Source organism: Agrobacterium tumefaciens (assembly GCA_025559845.1).
GTDB lineage: Bacteria > Pseudomonadota > Alphaproteobacteria > Rhizobiales > Rhizobiaceae > Agrobacterium.
In genome coordinates this window covers 2,057,948-2,078,171 of the sequence record CP048469.1, presented here as the reverse complement: position 1 = coordinate 2,078,171, position 20,224 = coordinate 2,057,948, and the positions used below count along the sequence as shown (strand labels likewise).

Annotated in this window: 24 protein-coding genes and 2 pseudogenes; 24 read left to right on the top strand and 2 right to left on the bottom strand. The window is 60.1% G+C overall.

Features of this window, described 5'->3' with window-relative positions:
* Positions 1-68 precede the first annotated feature (68 nt).
* The 20 genes and pseudogenes from FY156_10690 (at position 69) to FY156_10595 (ending at position 15,308) form a co-directional block, all read left to right on the top strand.
* Positions 69-626 (top strand): hypothetical protein, encoded by a 558-nt coding sequence (locus tag FY156_10690; protein UXS01896.1) that lies wholly within the window; start codon positions 69-71, stop codon positions 624-626.
* 342 nt (positions 627-968) lie between these two features.
* Positions 969-1,193, top strand: a complete 225-nt coding sequence (locus FY156_10685) for a hypothetical protein (protein UXS01895.1) — start codon at positions 969-971, stop codon at positions 1,191-1,193.
* A gap of 31 nt (positions 1,194-1,224) precedes the next feature.
* Complete coding sequence (locus FY156_10680) at positions 1,225-1,617, top strand: hypothetical protein (protein ID UXS03114.1); 393 nt, start codon at positions 1,225-1,227, stop codon at positions 1,615-1,617.
* Between the two features lie 136 nt (positions 1,618-1,753).
* Positions 1,754-2,428 carry a hypothetical protein gene (locus FY156_10675; GenBank protein UXS01894.1) on the top strand — a complete coding sequence of 225 codons (675 nt, stop codon included), beginning with the start codon at positions 1,754-1,756 and terminating at the stop codon, positions 2,426-2,428.
* A gap of 87 nt (positions 2,429-2,515) precedes the next feature.
* Positions 2,516-3,229: an ABC transporter substrate-binding protein gene (locus FY156_10670; protein UXS01893.1), complete on the top strand. Its 714-nt coding sequence runs from the start codon at positions 2,516-2,518 to the stop codon at positions 3,227-3,229.
* Positions 3,230-3,313: 84 nt separating this feature from the next.
* Positions 3,314-4,339: a hypothetical protein gene (locus FY156_10665; GenBank protein ID UXS01892.1), complete on the top strand. Its 1,026-nt coding sequence runs from the start codon at positions 3,314-3,316 to the stop codon at positions 4,337-4,339.
* A 252-nt stretch (positions 4,340-4,591) separates the two neighbouring features.
* Positions 4,592-5,404 (top strand): GTPase, encoded by an 813-nt coding sequence (locus FY156_10660; protein UXS01891.1) that lies wholly within the window; start codon positions 4,592-4,594, stop codon positions 5,402-5,404.
* On the top strand, positions 5,401-5,619 hold the full coding sequence (locus FY156_10655; GenBank protein ID UXS01890.1) for a hypothetical protein: 219 nt from the start codon (positions 5,401-5,403) through the stop codon (positions 5,617-5,619). Before FY156_10660 ends, FY156_10655 begins: the two co-directional genes overlap by 4 nt.
* 88 nt (positions 5,620-5,707) lie before the next feature.
* The gene (locus tag FY156_10650; protein UXS01889.1) at positions 5,708-6,049 is read left to right on the top strand and encodes a hypothetical protein; all 342 of its coding nucleotides are present in this window, start codon (positions 5,708-5,710) and stop codon (positions 6,047-6,049) included.
* A 500-nt stretch (positions 6,050-6,549) separates the two neighbouring features.
* Positions 6,550-7,098 (top strand): DUF3577 domain-containing protein, encoded by a 549-nt coding sequence (locus tag FY156_10645; GenBank protein ID UXS01888.1) that lies wholly within the window; start codon positions 6,550-6,552, stop codon positions 7,096-7,098.
* A 106-nt stretch (positions 7,099-7,204) separates the two neighbouring features.
* Positions 7,205-7,816, top strand: a complete 612-nt coding sequence (locus FY156_10640; protein UXS01887.1) for a DUF3275 family protein — start codon at positions 7,205-7,207, stop codon at positions 7,814-7,816.
* 86 nt (positions 7,817-7,902) lie between these two features.
* The gene (locus tag FY156_10635; protein UXS01886.1) at positions 7,903-8,298 is read left to right on the top strand and encodes a hypothetical protein; all 396 of its coding nucleotides are present in this window, start codon (positions 7,903-7,905) and stop codon (positions 8,296-8,298) included.
* 117 nt (positions 8,299-8,415) lie between these two features.
* Positions 8,416-9,243, top strand: coding sequence for a DUF945 domain-containing protein (locus FY156_10630; protein ID UXS01885.1), 828 nt, complete (start codon positions 8,416-8,418; stop codon positions 9,241-9,243).
* 137 nt (positions 9,244-9,380) lie between these two features.
* Positions 9,381-10,031 (top strand): hypothetical protein, encoded by a 651-nt coding sequence (locus FY156_10625; protein UXS01884.1) that lies wholly within the window; start codon positions 9,381-9,383, stop codon positions 10,029-10,031.
* A gap of 65 nt (positions 10,032-10,096) precedes the next feature.
* Entirely contained in the window at positions 10,097-11,203 is a 1,107-nt protein-coding gene (locus FY156_10620) for a class I SAM-dependent methyltransferase (protein UXS01883.1), read from the top strand.
* Positions 11,204-11,280: 77 nt separating this feature from the next.
* Positions 11,281-11,607 carry a methyltransferase gene (locus tag FY156_10615; protein UXS01882.1) on the top strand — a complete coding sequence of 109 codons (327 nt, stop codon included), beginning with the start codon at positions 11,281-11,283 and terminating at the stop codon, positions 11,605-11,607.
* 89 nt (positions 11,608-11,696) lie between these two features.
* A complete protein-coding gene (locus FY156_10610; GenBank protein UXS01881.1) occupies positions 11,697-12,002 on the top strand; it encodes a hypothetical protein in 306 nt (101 codons plus the stop codon).
* Positions 12,003-12,126: 124 nt separating this feature from the next.
* Positions 12,127-12,438, top strand: a complete 312-nt coding sequence (locus tag FY156_10605) for a hypothetical protein (protein UXS01880.1) — start codon at positions 12,127-12,129, stop codon at positions 12,436-12,438.
* Positions 12,439-12,540: 102 nt separating this feature from the next.
* Positions 12,541-14,814 carry a DEAD/DEAH box helicase family protein gene (locus FY156_10600; protein ID UXS03113.1) on the top strand — a complete coding sequence of 758 codons (2,274 nt, stop codon included), beginning with the start codon at positions 12,541-12,543 and terminating at the stop codon, positions 14,812-14,814.
* Positions 14,815-15,116: 302 nt separating this feature from the next.
* Positions 15,117-15,308: pseudogene (locus tag FY156_10595) on the top strand (hypothetical protein).
* A 440-nt stretch (positions 15,309-15,748) separates the two neighbouring features.
* Here FY156_10595 and FY156_10590 read toward each other — a convergent pair.
* Positions 15,749-16,438 (bottom strand): helix-turn-helix domain-containing protein, encoded by a 690-nt coding sequence (locus FY156_10590; protein UXS01879.1) that lies wholly within the window; start codon positions 16,436-16,438, stop codon positions 15,749-15,751.
* Positions 16,439-16,742: 304 nt separating this feature from the next.
* On the opposite strand from FY156_10590, the gene FY156_10585 reads away from it, so the two are divergent.
* The 4 genes and pseudogenes from FY156_10585 (at position 16,743) to FY156_10570 (ending at position 19,013) form a co-directional block, all read left to right on the top strand.
* Entirely contained in the window at positions 16,743-17,489 is a 747-nt protein-coding gene (locus FY156_10585) for a 2OG-Fe(II) oxygenase (GenBank protein UXS03112.1), read from the top strand.
* A 12-nt stretch (positions 17,490-17,501) separates the two neighbouring features.
* Positions 17,502-18,134, top strand: a complete 633-nt coding sequence (locus FY156_10580; GenBank protein UXS01878.1) for a LysE family transporter — start codon at positions 17,502-17,504, stop codon at positions 18,132-18,134.
* 397 nt (positions 18,135-18,531) lie between these two features.
* Positions 18,532-18,639, top strand: a pseudogene (locus FY156_10575) (DUF3363 domain-containing protein).
* Positions 18,640-18,728: 89 nt separating this feature from the next.
* Complete coding sequence (locus tag FY156_10570; GenBank protein UXS01877.1) at positions 18,729-19,013, top strand: hypothetical protein; 285 nt, start codon at positions 18,729-18,731, stop codon at positions 19,011-19,013.
* A gap of 191 nt (positions 19,014-19,204) precedes the next feature.
* Here FY156_10570 and FY156_10565 read toward each other — a convergent pair whose 3' ends face one another.
* Positions 19,205-20,146 (bottom strand): LysR family transcriptional regulator, encoded by a 942-nt coding sequence (locus FY156_10565; GenBank protein ID UXS01876.1) that lies wholly within the window; start codon positions 20,144-20,146, stop codon positions 19,205-19,207.
* Positions 20,147-20,224 lie beyond the last annotated feature (78 nt).

Here is a 20,224-nt window from a genome sequence, read left to right as displayed (position 1 = left end):
CCCCTGCGGGACACTCGCCACGTCCTGTCGGGATGAGGCCGTTCCCGCCTCATTTCACAGGAGTTCCCATGAGCATTCATCAACAGCGCGTCAGCCTGAAAAACCTCAAGGTTGCCGATTTCGCCAGCGAGGAAACGCTTTGCTTCACCGCCACCGTTTTGTTCGACGGCGAGCCCATCGCCGACGCCAATAATGACGGCCACGGCGGCATGACCTTCGTCCGCGCACGCGACGGTAAACGCTCGAAGCTCGCTGAAGCGGAGGAGTTCGCGGCAAGCCTGCCACCGGATGTCACCGAGTACGACGATCCCCAGGATCGTTCGCGCAAGTTGACCATCGAGATCACGCTGGACTACCTGGTCGACCATCTCGCCAACACGATGCACGCGGACAAGAAAATCCGTGCCGCCTTCAATCGTGACATCGGCAACAAGGTGCTGTTCGTCAAGGACGGCAAATTGCTGTTCCTCAAGGGCGTCAAGCTCAAGACCATCACCGACAGGCCCGCCTACTTCGCCAGGCTACGCGCCGCGCAAAAACAGCCAATCGTCATCCTCGCCGAGCTCACCCCCGATGAGGCATTCGCCCTCTGGAAACAGCACACTGGCAACAACGACGCATCCTGATCGCCCGCTGGCGAGACACCATCAACAAGCCTCGCATTTTTGCGGGGCTTTTTTTTCGCTCACGTCTCTCAATCGGGGGGTGGCCGGTATCTCATTTCGGCATGACGATCGACGCCGCCTGCTTGATGCTTGGCCACATGTGTTGCTGATGTTGTCAGCGCCATGCCAGCAGCCAGGGTCGTTCCGGCTGTGCCGCGGAGTTCTCCGCGCCGACCCACCAGTCCGCCACGCATCACCTTCGCGGACGCACGCCATCACGGCGTCGATGCATTTCCATCAACCCACGGGACGCTTCCACTTCCGTCGGGATGTGGCGCCTCCCGCCATTGTCAGGAGAACACCATGTCCATTGCTTCACATCCCGAACCCCGGATCGGCCATCTGGCCTTGTTCTGGGTCGGCAAGCGTCTGCCCCTGCGAGTGCTGAGAAGCGCAGCAGGCTACTACATCGGCACGACCGATGAAGAAGGCCCGGTCTCGCGCGAGTCCATCGAATATTTCCCCAGTAGCGAAACTGCAGCGACCGCTCTCGAAAACGGTGAGTGGCAACAGCGTTCGCATCCCTGATCGTACAGCCACAGGAGTCATAGCGATGAACCTGAAAATTTCTCTCCCCCAAGAGGTCGTCGATCAGATCGCGCTTGAAGAAGCGCATTTCGCATTGGCGCCATCCGCCTTCTTCCGTGCCTGGAAGCGCGGCGTGGAAATCGCCGGTGTCGAGTGGTTTGGCGACGGCACCCGCGAAGGATTTCTGAGTGCTGCCAGCAAATGGGATCTGCGGCCCAACTTGCTGCTGCTCAACGATGCCCTTGGCGTCCTGAGCGGCGGACAGCGGCTCTTCCTTTCTGCAATGGTCAGCTTCTACAACGCCAAAGAGGGCGCAGCGATGCTCAAGCGTATCGGCTTCGAAGGTCTCGCCGATCTCGGCGGCCTCGACCTGGAACGCAGGAAAGTGATCGCGCAGCTGGTGCTCAACTACAGCGGCTGGTGAGCCGGTTTCATTGTTTTCCGACCGACGCTGTAAGGGACGGCGCGCCTCTGTCCTGGCGTCTCCCTTCTACTCCCCATGCGGATGCTCATGTCCGCAGGGACGTGGCTCCGCTCATTCATCGAGAGGAGCCATCATCATGGCGAATAATTATTACGAAGCTACCGGCGTTCTGATGCTGGAACACGTTACGCCTGTTATCTCCGCACTGTTCGGCGCCTTCAATCTCGACGCCAACTATCCAGGGAACGGGCGGGCATTCATCGCAACGATTGCCGAAACCAACGATCCGCAATGGAGTGACGTGCTGGAGGGCCTGACGACCCTATCCACTCAGCTCAACATTTCACCTGGTGAGGAACCCGAGACGACAATCGATGTGGTTCTTGAAGCGCTCGCCAGGCATTTCCACGCCGATCAGGACGAAGATCTCGAAAACCTTATCGAACATCATCCGTTTGATGGTGACGCAGACCTCGAAGCCTTGTTCCTGATCGCCTCTTGCTTCAACGATGGCCATAACCTTGTCGCTATTCAGTTTGAGGGTTGCTGGTACTGCAGCAAACCAAGGCTGTTCGAGTTCGGTGGTCACGCCTGCTTCATCAGTCGGGAGATCAGGCTGTTCGGGAACTCCGCTCAGGCGCTGGAACTCGCAACTGATCTGCATAGGGCGCTGCGGGAGGGCGATCTGACTGTAGCAGCCGCCCGCATAACACTTGAAACGGCAAGACTGCTTGCCGGGGTTCAAGATCACAATAGCCGCCGGGAACTGCGGCAACGCATAGCCGAGGGTCTGCTCCAAAATCAGGACTGAGCTTTCGACCAAGGCTGCGCATTTTATCCACCCACCGGGGCGTTATCCCCGGAGGGGGCGCTCCGCCTAACTCGCTGGAGAAATCTCATGTCCCAGACTCTCAATCCCTTCATCCGCGGCTATCAGCACTTGCATTTCGTCCGCACGCTTTGCATCAACCACGCAGACGACAGCCCGCCAGTCTGGCGGCCGCTGCATCCCAGCCAGGCGCATCTGCCTGACGAACAGATCGCGCAGTTTCCCTGCATTCTGTGCAACGACTTTGCGTTGATCACCGAAGGCCAGGAAATCCTGAAGGAACTGGAAAGCCAATGCCAGACCGATGGAGTTGTGCGCACGGTAGTCTATGCCATTACCGGCGATGACTTCGATCAGCCTGTTCATATCGCAGACACCTACTCCGGAAAATCTGCGGAGGAAGTGATTCACCGACTGAGCTTCGAGACCGGCTTTTACAGCCGGTGCTGGGAAATCAGTACGGCGCACATTACCGAAGAGGCTTCCCGCTACCTGGCCGAGTTGGCTGATATCGCCACCCCGACTGCCTTCCAGTTCATCGCATTCCGCATTCCCTATAGCCCGGCGATTGGCGTAAAACTGATCGCCACGCCATGGACAGATGAGAACCTGTTGCAGATCGAGGGCATTACCGCTGCACAACTGCGACAGCAACATCTGAACAAGGGCATGCCGGAATCCCTGGTTGATACTCTCCATCTGGCGGCTTTGGCCGACACCCGCATCCTGATCTTCGATGCCGATGCCCCGATCCTGGATGGACTGCCACAATATGAAGAATAACTGTAGATTGAAATTTGAGCCTCCTCGCGAGGCTCTCTTTTTTATAGTTCCATGTAGTTCGATTTTGTATTTTCTGGAAACCTTGTGACGATGCCGTCAGATATCGAAGTTGCCCCTGTACAGAAACCCGATGCTGCTTCTGCCAAGCTGAAGCAAGCTGTCAGAAACATCGTGGCTGCAAAGGACGCATTGGATGCAGCGCTTAGATTACCTGCTTCGACATTCCTTGTGCCCCCTGAACTGCCCAATGCAGCCGGTTCCGCTGTCGACGTTTCCGCCTTCACCAGGGCCATAGTGCCTTTTCTGGATTTGCGGCAATCGGTCGGCAGCGCGCGCGCTCATGTTCCGCTCGATAGGGTGCTGGGCGAATCCTGGCGGTGGAGGGAGGCACCCTCCGCCACCGGGCTTGCCGACTATTTGCTGCAAGATGAACGCTCGGCACCGGGAGACCGTGACCAGGCCATCGTGTTTGAGATCGCTCCGCTGGGATTGTGGTTCGCCCACGAAGGCAAGAACCGCGTCCACTTCCTGCGCTCCGGTGGTGCAATCGAAATGCCTGCGATGGTGACCACCATTGATTACCCGGCCGCCAGCCGGCTGGCGCTCTACCGTCTGGCAGAAGCTGGCAGGGAGGAGATGTGGTGCGTGTTGGACGACCGCCTGGCAAAGCGTTTACTGCTGCCAAAACTGACCCACACGCTCTTGACAGCCTATGGCGTCAACCCCGCGAGCGCCTGGCCAAAGAACCTGCCTTCGCCTCACACGATTACCGACGCACTTCAGCAGCAGGAGCGCCATGCAGGGAACGGCCCGGATATCGACCTGGACGTGCTCCGCGAACGCATTGCGGAAAAATCCTCCGGGGAAACGTTCACCGAACTCAGTCTGCTGGATGCCCTGGCAGGCGGCCTGCTCAGAACCCGGTGGCGGTGGATCGCATCCGCCAGCGCGATTCTTCTCGGCGTCCTGGCGTTGAGCATGGCGTTGCCGCAGCCTTGGGGGAGCGAGATCCGATTTCTGGCCACCGGCGTCATTGGCGGGTTTGTCGCAAGTTTGATGTTCCCTTGGATGCAGGTTCGTCGCAAGCACCTGCGACGCGACGATCTGTGATCCCGCAACGAAGGAATACGGTGAAGAGACGGCTCCGATAGGCGCTAACAATTCGCAGCGCCATAGATCAACCTGACGACATGTTTGCTGGCGTTGCCGGCTGCATGCCCAGGCAGTCGAGACCTTCAAGACTGCGGTGCCTCGTCGCACTGGTTGGTCTGTTCTACCGGCGCATTCCGCGCCAATCACTCAACCCACAAGGGACACCCTCCCTTGTGGCGGGAATCCCTTGCCTTTTCTCAAGGAGTTCCCATGGACCGTTCCCTCATCAAGTCCCTGATGCCTTCGCTTGTCTCAGCCCACGTGCCGCGCAATGCGCGAGGTTTCAAGTACCGCGTATTTGACGATCAGCCACAAGTGTCGGCATTCGGCTTCTCGATCGACCCCGATGCCTTCGACGGCAAAGTGGTCGCGACCACCGGCGATGCCATCATCGTCAGGATCAAACCCACCGAGTTCGCGGTGCTCGATCCCAACCTGGTGACTTCCGTCCCCGAAGAAGGAGTCAAGGTGCATGTCCAACCCTACGCGCGGCGCCGTTTCGACGGCCTGCGTGCGGACACCCCGGAAGAGCGCACGGAGATGACGTCTGACGGCATCCCCTACACCGTCAAAACGCATGTCCTTGGTTCCGCACCGGCCAAGCTGCCCATCCCCGCGCCACAGTGCCTGGAACTGGGCCAGCTCATCCAGCAGTTGGAGGAAATGCCGGCGCCCGATGGCTTCCGGCGTATCACCCATATGCTGGTCGATGCGGGCGCCCGTGACTTCACCTGGGTCGATCCAAAGCCGTCCAGGATCATCGAGACACCTCCGGCGATCAGCTTCGCGGTTTCGACCGGGAAGTTCGAGGGCCGGGTGACGATCCTCTATGACCGTGCAGGCGACACCTACGTGGTGGAGCTGCATCGCGATGGCGAACTGGTCGATCGGCACGACGAGGTGTATTTCGACATGCTCGGCGAAGTGCTGGAGCAGTTGATCGACGACGGGCGCTGGCGCCTGATCGACGTGAGCGTGATCGACGCCAAGGCTTCACGGCGACGCCAGGCGGTGTCGGCGTGACGTCCACGGCAAGCGACTCCTGGGTGGTTTATTCACCCAACGAGTCGGTCGTCAGCGACAGCGCCGGCTTCTGGTCCAACGAGTTCGGCTGGGTCTTGTTCAACCAGGCGACGCGCTTCTCGAAGGAAGAGGCCGGGAGCTTACCGCTTCCGCTCTCGACTGGCCGTGATGCGCGCTTCGTTCCATGGCAGGAAGCCCGGCGGCATTACGGCTGATGCCGTAGCCTGGCGACGACTTGCCCCCTACAGGCCTTCCATCCACTCAGATGGAGGGCCTTTTTTCTTCAACTTTGAGGTATCCACCATGTCAGAAATCACTTGCAGTACATCCTCACAGCCCATCGGGCAGACTCATCCCGCGTTCGATGAAACCGCGTGGCGGGCTGTCTGCGAGAAGTTCGCCGTGCAAGCCAACAACGGCTGCGGACTGTCTCATGACTACTACGTCGAACGCTTCAGTTCACAGATCGAAAAACACATTGATCGACTGCCTGAATGCCAGCGCGCGCAGGCTCTGCAGATAGCACAGGAATGGGACTACGCAACACCTGCCGAGAGGCGGGAAACCCGGAACTGGAACGCACAGAATGGCTACTGCACACACGGAATCGAGCTGGGTTGCTGCCCGGCCGGTTGCGGTTCATAGGGATTGGCACTTGCTCCATCGCTGATCACCCAGCAAGCCCCCGCCTCGGGGGCTTCTTTTTTTCAGCATCCCGACACCGCACACCAGGCTCCGCCGCTGTTGAGAACCAGCATACAACCGGGTTACGCCATGCGCTCTACGCGGCAATCGGCATGCGCGCACGACTCACGTTCAGCGGCCGAACAATAAGGCGACAGGCCAGTACCCATTCCGGATGGCCGTCCAGAGAAGCAGATGCCACGCTACAGCCATGTTGCGCTGACCACGGTCAGCAACATGCCCAGGTAGCCACGATCTTCAAGGCTACGGCGCGGTTCCGTCCGCGTGATCACACCAGTTCGCACTCGGCATCCCAGCGCGAACGACCGTCGAGCAATCGGCGGTGATGCCAACCTAGTTGTTGCCGGATCTCACGATCCATCAACCCACGCGGGGGTTACACACCTCCCGTATGGGGTCGGTGTGTCTCCGCTTTCTTGTCCTCAAGTCTGGAGATCACCATGACCACTTCCACCGAAAAGTCCTTTTTTGACTTGCACATCACCGGTCTCGGCTACCTCAATCGCATCCGCGAAGTGAAGCCGAAGAAAGGTGAACCGTTCCTGGCCTGCGATATCGCAGCGCTCAATGGTCCGAGCAACGATGTCTCGTACGTGCGTTTCGATACGCGCGTTTCGGGCACCGATGCCCAGCACCTCATTCGTCGCTGCATCGATGCCGTCGAGGCGGAGAAGAAAGTGATGATCGGGTTCCGACTGGGCGACCTGTGGACCGACACATTCACCTATTCCAAGGGGAAGCGCGCCGGCGAACAGGGTGTCAGCCTGAAGGCCCGCCTGCTGTTCGTCAGCTGGATCAAGGTCGATGGCGTCCTGAAGTACAAGGCCGAGCCCAAGCCGGCCGAGTCCGAACAGGATGCTGCGGAGCAATCCGCTGCTCCTGCTCCTGCGCCGCAGGAAGCACCGGTTCCGGAAGCATCCGAGCCGGTCGCAGAACCTGCCGACGAAGCTGCTGATGCGCAAGCACCGGCACTGGCCGAGTCGTTCTGATCCGCAAGGCCCCCTCACAGGGGCCTTGTTCTTTTCATCAGCCGAGCATCCCTGACACAGCGCTGTCGGCGGAGCCCGGTCGTCCTTTCTTCACCAGGAGCACTCCATGATCACCCTTCCGGGCCAGTTGGCCATCAAGACAATCCACGGTAGGAATGGCGACTTCAATGTCGGCCGCCTTTCGACCAGCATTGGTGAGTTCGTCATCAAGAATGCCGAGCTCGACCAGTACGACGAAGGCAAATACGACGGTGATTTCGTCATCGCCGAAATCCGACCCTCCACCTACAACACCAGTGGGCGGATGGTCATCGAAATCCGCGCCCACCTGGGCGGGATGACCCTCTCGAACAGCGATCGCCTGAGCAAGGACGAAGCCCAGCGGCTGAGCCCGCAGGAGATCGATCCCATTGATGAGGAAGCGCAGGCTCCTGCGGCCGCCGCCAGGCCTCCAGCCAGGACCAAGGCCCGCAGCACGCGCGATCCACTGGTCGACACCACGCCGTTCGGCAGCGAACCAGCGGCAGCATCGCCCTCCGACGCTTCGGCTGACGATGACGACGCGGCACTGTTCGGCATGCTCTGGCCGTTGAGCGAAACCGTGAAACTCGACGCAACCGTCGACCGCCGCGTCCTGCGTCAGCAGCGTGACCGTCTCGATGCGATGGGCTATCGGTTTGAACCTCTCTCCCAGGACTGGCACCTCGCCAGCGCCTGATTGATCCACCGCGCAAGCGGCATCCCACCCGCCGGGGTTCTTCCCCGCAGGGGAGGACTCCGGCTTTTTCTTCAGGAGACCTTCTCATGGGTTGGCTATTTTCCCATCGCTCGCGAAGCGAACTGATCCACTACCTGGTGCAGCCGCAAGATTGCCAGGCCGCGCATGTTGAAACTCTGGCTTATACCCTTCGCGGCAACGTGTTGTGGTCCGTGGTCAAAATCACGGCCAAAGAGCCAAACATGCTCAACCTCGCTGCGGGTGAATTCCGCACCTACATCGGCTGCACATTGCTGCAGCGCTATCGCAACGAGTGGGGCTACAAGTCGATGGATGAATCCGTTCATCCCTACTACTACAGCTGCCCGCTCAGCTATCTCGAACGCGCACCCACGCAATCGTCCGAATGGCGCGAGCGTGTGCGGGCGTACCACGACCACAGACGCGCAGTACGTTCGGCATCCGCCGTTCCAGTCGTCTGAATTTCCCGTCCACCAGTCTTCGGACTGACCCTGCATCGCAGGTTTTCCACGCACGCACGCGCGACTGGCCTTGTGCCGGCCGTCGATGTCGCTTGCCCAATCCTCAAGGAGATAGACATGCAACTCGCATCTCGTTTCGCATCACGTTCCCCGATCCTGCGTGCAGATCATCCGCTGTCGGATGACCAGATCCGCGCAGTCGCTCCCTCCATCTTCGCGGATACACCGCACGAAAGCCGCTCCGAACGGTACAGCTACATACCGACCTCCGCCGTTCTGGCGAAGCTACGCAATGAAGGGTTCGAGCCCTTCATGGTGTGCCAGACCCGCGTGCGTCATGAAGACCGTCGCGAGTTCACGAAACACATGCTCCGCCTTCGCCATGCAAGCCAGATCAACGGCAAAGAGGCGAATGAGATCATCCTCCTCAACTCACATGATGGCACCAGCAGCTACCAGATGCTGGCGGGTATGTTCCGTTTCGTGTGCCAGAACGGTCTGGTGTGCGGCGATATCGTCGGTGACGTTCGTGTGCCCCACAAGGGCAATGTCACGGACCATGTAATCGAAGGCGCCTACGAGGTCCTGAGCGGCTTCGACCAGGTGCAGGACTCCCGCGAAGCCATGCGAGCGGTCACGCTCGATGATGGCGAGGCGGAAGTCTTTGCGCGATCGGCCCTGACGCTCAAGTACGACAGCGACACCAAGGTGCTGCCGATAACTGAAAGCCAGGTTCTGGCAACACGCCGGTTCGATGACAACCGGCCGGATCTATGGTCGGTGTTCAACCGGGTGCAGGAAAACCTCGTCAAAGGAGGTCTGTCCGGTCGGACTGCCAATGGCCGCCATCAACGCACACGCCCTGTGCAAGGCATCGATCAGAACGTCCGCCTCAATCGGGCGCTGTGGCTGCTGGCCGAAGGCCTGCGGCAACTGAAAAACTGATCTGACGCGGACTGTGCCCGTTTCGGGCAATGCCCGCGGTTTTCACCCACCGCTCCTGACGGAGCATTCCTCACCCCCAGGGGCTGTATCAGCCTCACGGGCTGGTGCTGTCCCTGGATCTTCCAAAGGACACGACCATGCCCGAAACAACATCTTCGCAACCGCTTCTTCGCATTGATGAATGCCCCGACCTGATGGCCGACGGCTATATCGGCGACGAAGGCGGCAACCTGATCTTCCTGTCCGTCTGGGCACGAGATACGGCCGTTCAACAGTTTCTGGCCCGGCTCACGCTGGGTCGTGACGACGATGGCCTGGATCAGTTCCACCTCATCACCGACGCAGGCGGCTCCATTCCGGTTTTCATCGGAAACGTCGACAGGCTGGAGAAGCGCTCCACGCGCCTTTTCCGCCGCACCCTGTTCGGTTCGATGGTCAACCTGTGGCTCTTCGACCAGCGCTGCGTCAAGCCCGACAAGGCCAACGCCAGCGCGCTGACGCTGCTGCCCAGGGACTCAGACCATCGGCTTGATCGCTTGTGGACGCTGGTACAGGAAACGTGCCCTCTGCCACTCCTCGATCACTGGCGCGACATCGTGCTGGACCTGCTGATGGAGCAATCCATGCTGGCGCATCTTCCCATGGCTTACGGGCCACTGGAAGGGCACCGCCTGGCGCTGGATGTTCCTGTGCTCACAAAGGCACTCGGCGATCTGATCCGCAACGGCACCCTCAGCGCCACGGCGCATGAACTGGCTTCCGGCATGCCTTTGCGGCGCGTCGCCTGAAGTCTCGCAAGGGCATGCGCAAGCCGCACGCCCCTCATTTTCCCAACCAGAATCAGGAGATTCACATGGCTCTCATGTTCCCCCGGCTTGCCAGGAATTTTGCGAAAAACGGGTACTACCCAACCGACGAACCTACGCTGGAGCGGGCGCTCAACGCGCTGGCGCCGGCCGCCGGTCAAGTCACCATCATCGACCCCTGCGCAGGCGAAGGCGTTGCCATCGCTGAAGCCGCACATGCGCTCGGCCGTGATCTGGTGTCAGCTTATGCCGTCGAATTCGACGAAGAGCGCGCCAGGCATGCCCGAGGTCTTGTCGACCATTGCCTGCACAGCGACCTGATGGACACGCTGATCAGCCGGCAAAGCTTCGGACTGATGTGGCTCAATCCTCCCTATGGGGATCTGTCCAGGGATGCCGATGGCAACATCGGCTACCAGGGACAGGGCCGCGCCAGGCTGGAGAAGCTGTTTTATCAGCGCGTCTTGCCGCTGCTGCAGTACGGTGGCGTGCTGGTCTTCATCATTCCGAGCTACACGCTGGATGCGGAACTGGTGGGTTGGCTGACACGCCATTTCACCGGACTGCGCATCTACCGTGCGGTCGAACAGCAGTTCAGGCAGGTGGTGATCTTCGGCACCCGCTCACGCCAGCGCGATCTGGCAAGCGATGCCAAAGCCATCCGCAACCGGCTGCTGCAGATCGGCGCGGGTGATATCGAAGCGGAAGAACTGCCGGCTGAATGGCCGTTCCTCCCGTATTCCGTCCCGGCCGCACAGGCCGAGCCGGAGCAGTTCTACCGGGTCACCTTGGAGCCGGAGCAATTCGCGGCCGAGGTTCATCGCCTGCAAGGGCTATGGCCTTCCCTCGATACGCATCTCGGCTCTTCGCAGCAGTCGCTGCGGCCGCCGGCCCGTGCCTTGTCTCACTGGCATCTCGCCCTGGCGCTCGCCGCCGGTGCGATTTCAGGTGTCGTCCGTTCCAAAACCGGCAAGGTGATGGTCGTCAAAGGCGATACCCACAAAGAGAAGTCCGCCGCGGTCGAATACCACGAACGTGACGACGGCTCGATCGCCGAAACGCGCATCCTCACCGACAAGTTCATCCCGGTCATTCGCGCATGGGACATGACACCCGGCTCCCCCACGCGGGGAGAAGTGCTGACCATCCGCTGATTCTTCATCCCCCCGAAAACCAACGCCTGGACCAGGCGCTGGCTTCGTTTTTCATCAACGCAACAGGAGCTACAACCATGTCCTTCAAACTGTTCCCACGCCAGCGCACCACGCCGGCTTCCATCCCTCTGTTCTCCAGCGGTGCCCTGACGCTCAGCGCCAAGGTGCAATGGCTGGACAGCAAGGGGCTGGTTGATCCCCATCGTTTCCTGCATCGCCACCTGCGTGGTGATTGGGGCGATCTGGATGACACCGAACGTCGCGCGAACGATGCTGCCCTTCAATCAGAAGGCGCTCTGACCTCGCGCTACCAAGTGACACCGCGTCTATCCTTGTTGGTGACCACCAGCAAGGATCACAGCCAGACCGTGATCCAGCTGCCCGAGGAGAACGAGCCGCGCTGACGACTTGCATCTTCGGACTTTTCCACCCAACGGGGTCATGCTGCCCCAACGGGGTGTCATGGCCCTCCTCAACATGCAGGAGAAACACCATGACCTCCGACGCGAAACCTCGTGATCACCGCCGTTTGCTGTTCCCGATCGGCGCATTGATTTTCAGCGAAGGCGTAGACCGCCTGATGCGGGAAGGCCGGCTCGATCCGATGCCTTACCTCTTGCGCCACATCCGCGGCGACTGGGGTGACGTGACGGACGACAAGTGGCGGGAAAACAATGCCGCATTGAAATCCGGCGCACGTCTCGACTCGCTCTACGTGGTCACCCGCGACGTGACCATTCGCATCTTCACCGAGGCAGATCGCAGCGCGACGCATGTCCTGCTGCCATCCGAATCCTGACGCACCAAAGCTTCGTTCTTCCATTGCGACAGCCCAATAACTGCTGTCGTCCGCATCATCCACCCACGGGGCCAATCACCCCGAACGGGTGCCATGGCCCTTCATTTCATATGGAGTCACCACCATGGCACACGAAGCGCTTTTCCTCAGCGTTGTCCCGCAACCGCGATTCCTGACCGGGCAACTGGTCATGACCGCCGGCGTCGATGAACTGGTCCACCAGGGCCGGCTCAATCCAGGCCGATACCTCGCGCGCCATCTCAGCGCCGATTGGGGCGATCTCGACGACAGCGATTGGCAGTCCAATGACACCGCCTTGCGCACCGGCGAGGACCGCCTGTTCTCGTCCTACCAGGTCGAGCCTGACCTGAACCTCTGGATCATCACCGAGTGGGATCGCAGCGTCACCACGCTGCTGCTTCCTAGCGAGTACTGATCTTCGTCCGGCGGCTGTCGCCGCTTCTCATCTTCCCACCCAGGGGCATGTCCATCGCCCCGCAGGGGGAGGTGCATGCCCCGTTTTCTTTGGAGCATCACCATGTCCCTCGATCTTGAAAACATCCCCGATTCCTCCGTGCAGGGCGACCTGCTCGAAACGGAATCCTCGCCGCTGACCATCAGCCTCAACGACTTCGTTTCCGAATTCGGCGACGAACTGCTGGACAGCCTCAACCGCGCCAACCCTCCGGTCTATACCGGAAAAGCGCGCCCGCACCGGCAACAGGTTCTGTCGCGTCTCAAGCGGCTACCGTTCCCGGCGCAGGCCGAAGTCATCCACGCTATCAGCGAGTTGCTGGTCGACCGCGGTGAACGCGCCGCGATCATCAACGCAGAAATGGGAACGGGCAAGACACTGATGGCAATTGCCGTCGCCGCCGTGCTCAACGCCGAAGGCTACCGTCGCACGCTGGTCCTGTCACCGCCGCACCTTGTCTACAAGTGGCGCCGGGAAATCCTCGAAACCATTCCTGGCGCGAAGGTGTGGGTGCTCAACGGCCCCGACACGCTGGTCAAGCTGCTGAAGCTGCGCGAGCAACTCGGCGTACCGGCCAGCGGCCAGGAGTTCTTCGTACTCGGCAGGGTCAGGATGCGCATGGGCTTCCACTGGAAACCCGTGTTCACCCGTCGCCGCATTCCCGGCGGTTTCGTCGGAGCATGCCCGCATTGCGGTCACGTCATCACCGATCTCGATGGCGAGCCCGTCAACACGGTCGAGCTCGAAGCCGAAGAGTCGCGGCGCAAGTGCAGCCAGTGCGCATCTGCGCTATGGACCCTGATACGTCCTCGTTCGCTTTCGGCAACCGACCAGTCCTCGGCGGTGATCAAGGCGCTCAAGCGTATTCCCACCATCGGCGAAGCCACGGCCCAACGGCTGATGAAAAAGTTCGGCGAGTCGTTCCTGGTTTCTCTCCTGGGCGACAACCTGTTCGAGTTCATCAACCTGATGGACGAGAACGGCGATCTTGTCTTCAGCGACCGGCAGGCTCAGCGTATGGAACGTGCAATGGCCTCCATGGAATTTGGCTTTGGTGAAGGCGGATATCAAGCCAGTGAATTCATCAAGCGCTATCTTCCGCAGGGCTTTTTCGATCTCCTAGTGTGTGACGAAGGCCATGAGTACAAAGGGTCTGGTTCCGCACAGGGACAAGCGATGGGCGTGCTTGCCTCCAAGGCTCGCAGGACCCTGTTGCTGACCGGAACGCTGATGGGCGGCTACGCGGACGATTTGTTCGCGCTGCTGTTCCGGACGCTGACCGGGCGGATGATCGAAGACGGCTACCGGCCCTCCAGGACCGGCAGCATGACGTCGGCTGCGATGGCCTTCATGCGCGAACACGGCGTGTTGAAGGACATCTATTCCGAGAGCACCGGAACCGCGCACAAGACGGCCAGAGGCACCAAGATCACGGTGCGCACCGTCAAGGCGCCGGGTTTCGGGCCGAAAGGCATCCTGCGCTGCGTGCTGCCGTTCACCGTGTTCCTGAAACTCAGGGACATTGGCGGCAATGTTCTTCCTCGCTATGAGGAGGAGTTTCGTGAGGTCGCGATGGAGGCCGATCAGGCCAGCGCCTATCGTGATCTCGCCGGGCGTCTCACCGCGGCCCTCAAGGAAGCCCTGCGCAAGCGGGACACGACGCTTCTTGGTGTGGTCCTCAACGTGCTTCTGGCCTGGCCGGACACGTGCTTCCGTCCCGAGACGGTGACGCATCCCCGCACGCGCGAGCTGCTGGCGTTCACACCGTCGCAGTTCAACGAGCTGGAAATCACGCCGAAAGAGCGTGAGCTGATCGACATCTGCAAGGCAGAGAAAGCCGAAGGCCGCAAGGTCCTGGCCTATACCGTCTATACCGGGACGCGGGACACCACGTCGAGGCTGAAGGTTCTGCTGGAGCAGGAAGGTCTGAAGGTCGCGGTGCTGCGCGCAAGCGTGGACACCTCACGGCGCGAAGACTGGATTGCCAAGCAACTGGACCGGGGCATCGATGTGCTGCTGACCAATCCCGAACTGGTCAAAACAGGGCTGGATCTGCTGGAGTTCCCAACGATCGTGTTCATGCAGTCTGGCTGGAACGTGTATACGCTCCAGCAAGCCTCGCGTCGGTCATGGCGGATCGGCCAGAAGCTGCCCGTGAAGGTCATCTATCTCGGCTATGCGGCCACGTCGCAGATGACGTGCCTGTCGTTGATGGCGAAGAAGATCCTCGTCTCGCAGAGCACGTCGGGAGACGTGCCGGAGTCCGGCCTGGATGCCCTCAACACGGACGGCGATTCCGTAGAAGTGGCGATGGCAAGGCAACTTGTCGCCGCGTGATGCAACTGCTCATGCCGGCTCCCCATCGGGGCGCCGGCCTTCTCGTTTTTCCACCTTGCAGCCATGCCCGCGTTTTTCGTGGACATGGCTGTGTTCTTTCTCATCCCAAGGAGATTTCCATGAACAACAACACTCAAACTACGCCCGAAATCGTCAGCGCGCGCCTGACGCTGGACGTGGCCTATCTGCTCAACGGCGAGTCGGCATCGGAAATGCTGGAACGCATGCGCGGCATGTGCGAACGCGCCATCGGCGAAGGCATGTTGACCGGGGAGACCGCCGCGGAAGTGGACGCCTGGTCAATCGCCGCTTCCCTTTCGCCAACGGCAGCCGCCGATGACACACTGGAAGCCGGGATTGCCGCCTTCATGCGACAGCGCATCGAGGACGGAAACCTCGACGCGGAAGACATCCCCGTCCGCCTGTCGCGTTATGGCCTGATGCCCCCCGAAGCCTTCGTCTCCGAAATGCGCGAACGCATGGATATAGTTGACGGCGATGATCTTGAAACCCAAGCCACTGTGGCCATATCAGCCGCTCCTTCGGATCACGATGAATTCGAGATGCGAATCGCGGTCGCCTGCGTCAACGCCTCGGGCATGTCTGACATGCCGCTCTTCACCGTCAGGATCACCCGGGAGGAATTTGACCTGGGTGTTCACTACGACAAGGCCAAAGATCTGGCCGAAGAAGCCAGATACGAAGAGCCATTCGTCTGCTTCGATGCGACAGAACAGAACGCCATCCTTTCGGCCGCACGAAAGCTGGGTTCTGTCCGTGAGGATTGATCCGGCAAGTACGCATTCACTTCTTCAGGCCCCACCTTGGGGCCTTTTTTCTGATGTGACGGAGAGCCACAGCATCACGCGTCCTCGAACACAACCCAAAACAGAAATCCTCTTGAAGTCATACGGGCATGAACCAGTGGTAGACGTCATCGCGCCATGACCGTCACCACCACATGCAAGATGAAGGACGGCCCATAACAGGGATTGCCTTCGCTGTCCTCAATCCGCCAGATCGATGCCACCGTGCAGCTCTCTTTCGGCGCTGCAAATTCAATGCTGATACGCACGGGTTGTCCTGGCAGCGTGTCCGGAATGGCAACCTCTTGGTACAGGCTGGTGAGGTGGGCATTCAAGACTACCTGAAGGTCGGTCTTGCCTGGTTCGCGGCGAGCGATCACGTACTCGCCATCCACACGTACCAGCCTGCGCCCATGCCAGGGTTTGCGGCCCACGTTCTGGATCTCCCATATCTTATGGAAGGCTTCGCCAGGCAGGACGATGGCATGGTCGGGCGTCGTCACATCGGCGTTGAACACCGCAATGTCGCCCCGATCTCTCAAGCCCACCGCACGGTTGGTCGGTGCCAATGGCGCGCCGGCCGATGGCGCACCGCCAAGATCGGCGTAGTAGCGGAAGAGCAGCAGCGGCGAGACCTGGATGGCCCTGGCCAGCTTGACCAGGGTTCGCACGGAGGGGTCCTGCGATGCGCCACCAGCCAGTCCGTACAGGTAAGTCCGGGACAGCCCAGCTTCCTTGGCAATCGCGGTCATGGATTTGCCAAGCTCCCGGCCACGTCGCGCGATCAGCGCGCGCAGCGTTTCTCTCTTTGATTTCATCTCGTTCCCCGTGGCCGCGCTCCCGACCACCGCGTATTGTCCACTAAAAAGGACAGTCTGAGTGCCACAGTAAACCAATCATCGGCCAGTATTCAATTAATAAGGCAATCTGTCTTCGGCCAGATGATTGCCAATAAACAGCGATATCGCCAAGCGAGCATGTTGTACGCATGAAGCCTGATGGCAGTAACCGAGTGGCCGTACCCATGAACCAGACGGACAGGTAACCCTTATGCCTCATATCAAAAATTGCGCTGAAGCTATTGCACGAACCGGCTTCGGGATCATCCCGATGACGGCGGCAATGCGAGATAACTATTCGCTGCTGCTGGATGGATTTACTGGCATAGCACAAGAGACAAAGGAGACTTACAGCTTCGCTGCGGATACCGATGGCTTCCTGCCGTTCGGTTCCGAATATGCCCATGTCAGGGACAATCCCGATCTGTGTGAACGCTTTTGCTACTGGCACGCTCACAGCGGCAGGCGCGAGGATCATCCCTTCAGCCAAAGTCCATATCTGCGAGCAGCCGCAGCCTATGAAACTGAAATCAGCGAGCTGGCTCAGGGCGTCATCAAGGGGATATGCCACGAGTTCGGCGCACCGCCGCTGGCTTCCATCCGCGACAGCTCGTACCTGCAACTATGCGTGTACGGCCAGAACCCGCCTCCGCGTGAACGGAAATTTGCACAAGACCCGCACGAGGACGGTCATTTGCTCACATTCATCCGGCCCAACCGCGATGGCCTGGTCATCTTGCGAGGCAGCGCCCTGGAGCCGGTTCGCCTGCTGGAAAACGAACTGGCAGTCCTCTCGGGTTCATTGCTGACGCAGCTATCCGACTGCGCTATTCCAGCAACCTACCATGCCGTCCTGACGCCGAGCCAACCCGTTCAGCGAAGCTCGCTCGTGTATTTCGCCAATCCCAGCAGCGCAGATGCGCTTATCGGCTTTCGCCGCAGGAAGCCGGTCGACCTCTCCGCAGCGATGAATGCTCATCACACTGGCTTCGGCAATCTTCCAATTGCTGTTGCAGCGAAAACCGCCTGACGCGAGGGCTAGATGAGTTCATTCGTACATTCGCTGTTTCTCGAAGGACTGCTGCTGGGCGTTGCACTGTTTTCCGCTCCCGGCCCCAAGGACACCCTGGTCATCCGCCAGGGTGTCAGCGGGGGCGCTATTTGGGGCGTCGTTGCCATCTGTGTGATTGCCGACGCCATTCTCATTGCTATCGGCGTGTCGGGTGTCGGCACACTACTCGAGAGCCATCCCCGTATCGTAGCGGTGCTACTGTTGTCCGGTGCGCTCTACCTGGTCTGGTTCGGCGGGCAGCGATTGGTCGCCTGTATCCGCAATCAGTCCATGCCACGCCTCGCGGATACCGACACCGGCACGCAGCGTCACCTGCTGCGCACAGCGTTCATCCTCAGCTTTGCAAACCCCTATGCATGGCTGGACACAGTGGTGCTTATCGGCTCGATGGGTGCGGCTAAACCTGTCGATCAGCAATCGGCGTTCTCGGCAGGCACGATGGTCGCATCATTCATCTGGTTCGTACTGTTGGCGGCAGGCAGCAAGAAGCTGACCGGTCTTTTCCAGTCGCCACAAGCCTGGCGCATGCTCGACGCTGGAATCGCGCTGCTGATGGCGTACCTAACCTTCGGGCTGGTACAGGACTTCATGCGCCTGCTGTAAAAGCGTATCGCGCATCGGTTTCAATATATCTCGGCTGCTTATCCACGTCGCAGATGGCGTGCCTGTCGCTGATGGCGAAGAGGATCCTCGCCTCGCAGAGCACATCCGGAGATGTGCCGGAGTCCGGCCTGGACGCACTCTACACGGACGGCGATTCGGCGGAAGTGGCGATGTCAGGCCAACTTTTCGCAGTCTGATTCAAATTCCTATGCTGGCGCCCATCGGGTCGCTGGCCTTCTCGTTTCTTCCACCTTGCAGTCATTCCAATGTTCTTGGTGGGCATAACTGTGTTCTTTCTCATCCATGGATGATTTCCATGAACTCCAACATCCAAGCTGCGCCCAATATCGTCAAAGCTCGCCTGATTTTGGCCGCGACCTAGCTGCTGAACGGAGAGCCCGTAGCCGACGGGAAGCGTGTGGTCGGAATCTAACGGCGCAGCGTCATGCTCGCCAGTGGGCGCTACGACATGCTCGATGACGGGATGGGCTTCTCGCTTGTGCCGTAAAAGCCAGTGATCGAACAGCGGCTGGACCAACAGCTCGCTGACATGGGGCCGGCTGCGGACGCAATTCATGCGATGCAGACAAAAATATGTTGCGCCCTGTTATGCGCCTTCCTGGTATCGTTGCCAGCCGACTTGTCGGAATGACGCTCGTAATTGAGGTGAACGAGATGATCCGCCCTCGACGCGAACGGCGGTTAGTGAACCTCCCAGCCGAGCGTCGCGAACAGGTCGACCCCGGTCATGTCGGCGCGCGCCGTTCCTTCGTCTTGGGCACGCAGCAGTCGCGCGCCTGCCGAGTGCGCCGCGGCGTATCAAGCGAGGAGTTCGCGTTGGTGTGGGCGGCCGCCATCATTGCGGCAACGTCCCTGTAGCATTGGGCGATCGCCACCCATTCTCGAAACCGGAGCACGAGTGTTTCGTCAGGTGAACTCGACGTTTCGACTTCGTCAGCCTTCTGCGTCAGTGCGTCCAGATTCGTACACAATGTGAAGCGCTGTATTTTTGCTGAAAACAGCCATATCTCGGTGATGGCATAGACGGGTGTTGAACTACCTCATGGGGATCAGCGCGAGGCGTCGAATGCATCAACGCTTCGTTGCTGTATGCTCGCGGGCAGATGCAGGGTCAGATAATCGATGAGGCTGCGCACGGATGGCAGCATGCCGCGCGGCGGTGGGTAGAGCAGATGAATCACATGTGCAGTGGCGGCCCACTGCGGCAGAACCACTTCGAGAAGGCCCCTTCGAACGGAGCCGGAGACGATCGGTTCCGGAAGCAGTGCGATGCCCACCCCATGGATGGCGGCCTCGAGTTGCATCCTCAGATCGTCCGATGACAGACGTGCCACATGGGGGACGATGGCTGCTCGGCCTTGAGGATCGTTCAAGGCCCAGCGGGCTTGTCCATCGTGGACGTCGCTGAGACGACTGATAGTGTCCCGCACCGACAGGTCTTCCGGGGCTTCTGGACGACCAATGGCATCGAGCAAGGCCGGACTTGCAACCAGTACGCGGCGAGCCTGCCCGAGTTCGCGCGCAACCAGCCCGGAGGTGTCCTCGACCTTCACGTGCGCGCGAAGCGCCAGGTCGAAGCGCTCCTTCAACAGGTCGATGTGCCGGTCACTGGCGTCCAGTTCAAGCTTGACCTTCGGATGGGTCACCAAATATCCCGGCAGTATCGGGGCGAGGTAGTTCTGTGCCATTACTTGTGGGCAGGTCAGCCGGATCGTGCCTGACGGCTCGCGCCGAAGATCGGCCACGCTGTCGTAGACACTCTGCGCGCCTTCGACCAATGTCCGCGCCTGGACGAAGAAACGCTCTCCCGCTTCGGTTAACGCGATGCGGCGGGTGCTGCGCTGTAGCAAGCGAACGCCCAACCGAGACTCCAGCGCCGCGATGCGTCGACTGAGGCGAGTCTTCTCCAGGCCGGTGGCACGGGCCGCAGCCGAGAAGCCACCGTGGTCAACCACGGCTACAAAATAGGCCAGATCGTTGAGGTTATCCATAGGCTCCATTGGTGCGTATATGCACCAGTCTTTCGTGAATTTCCATCTTATCGCGTAACTGTTGCGGGGATATATTCA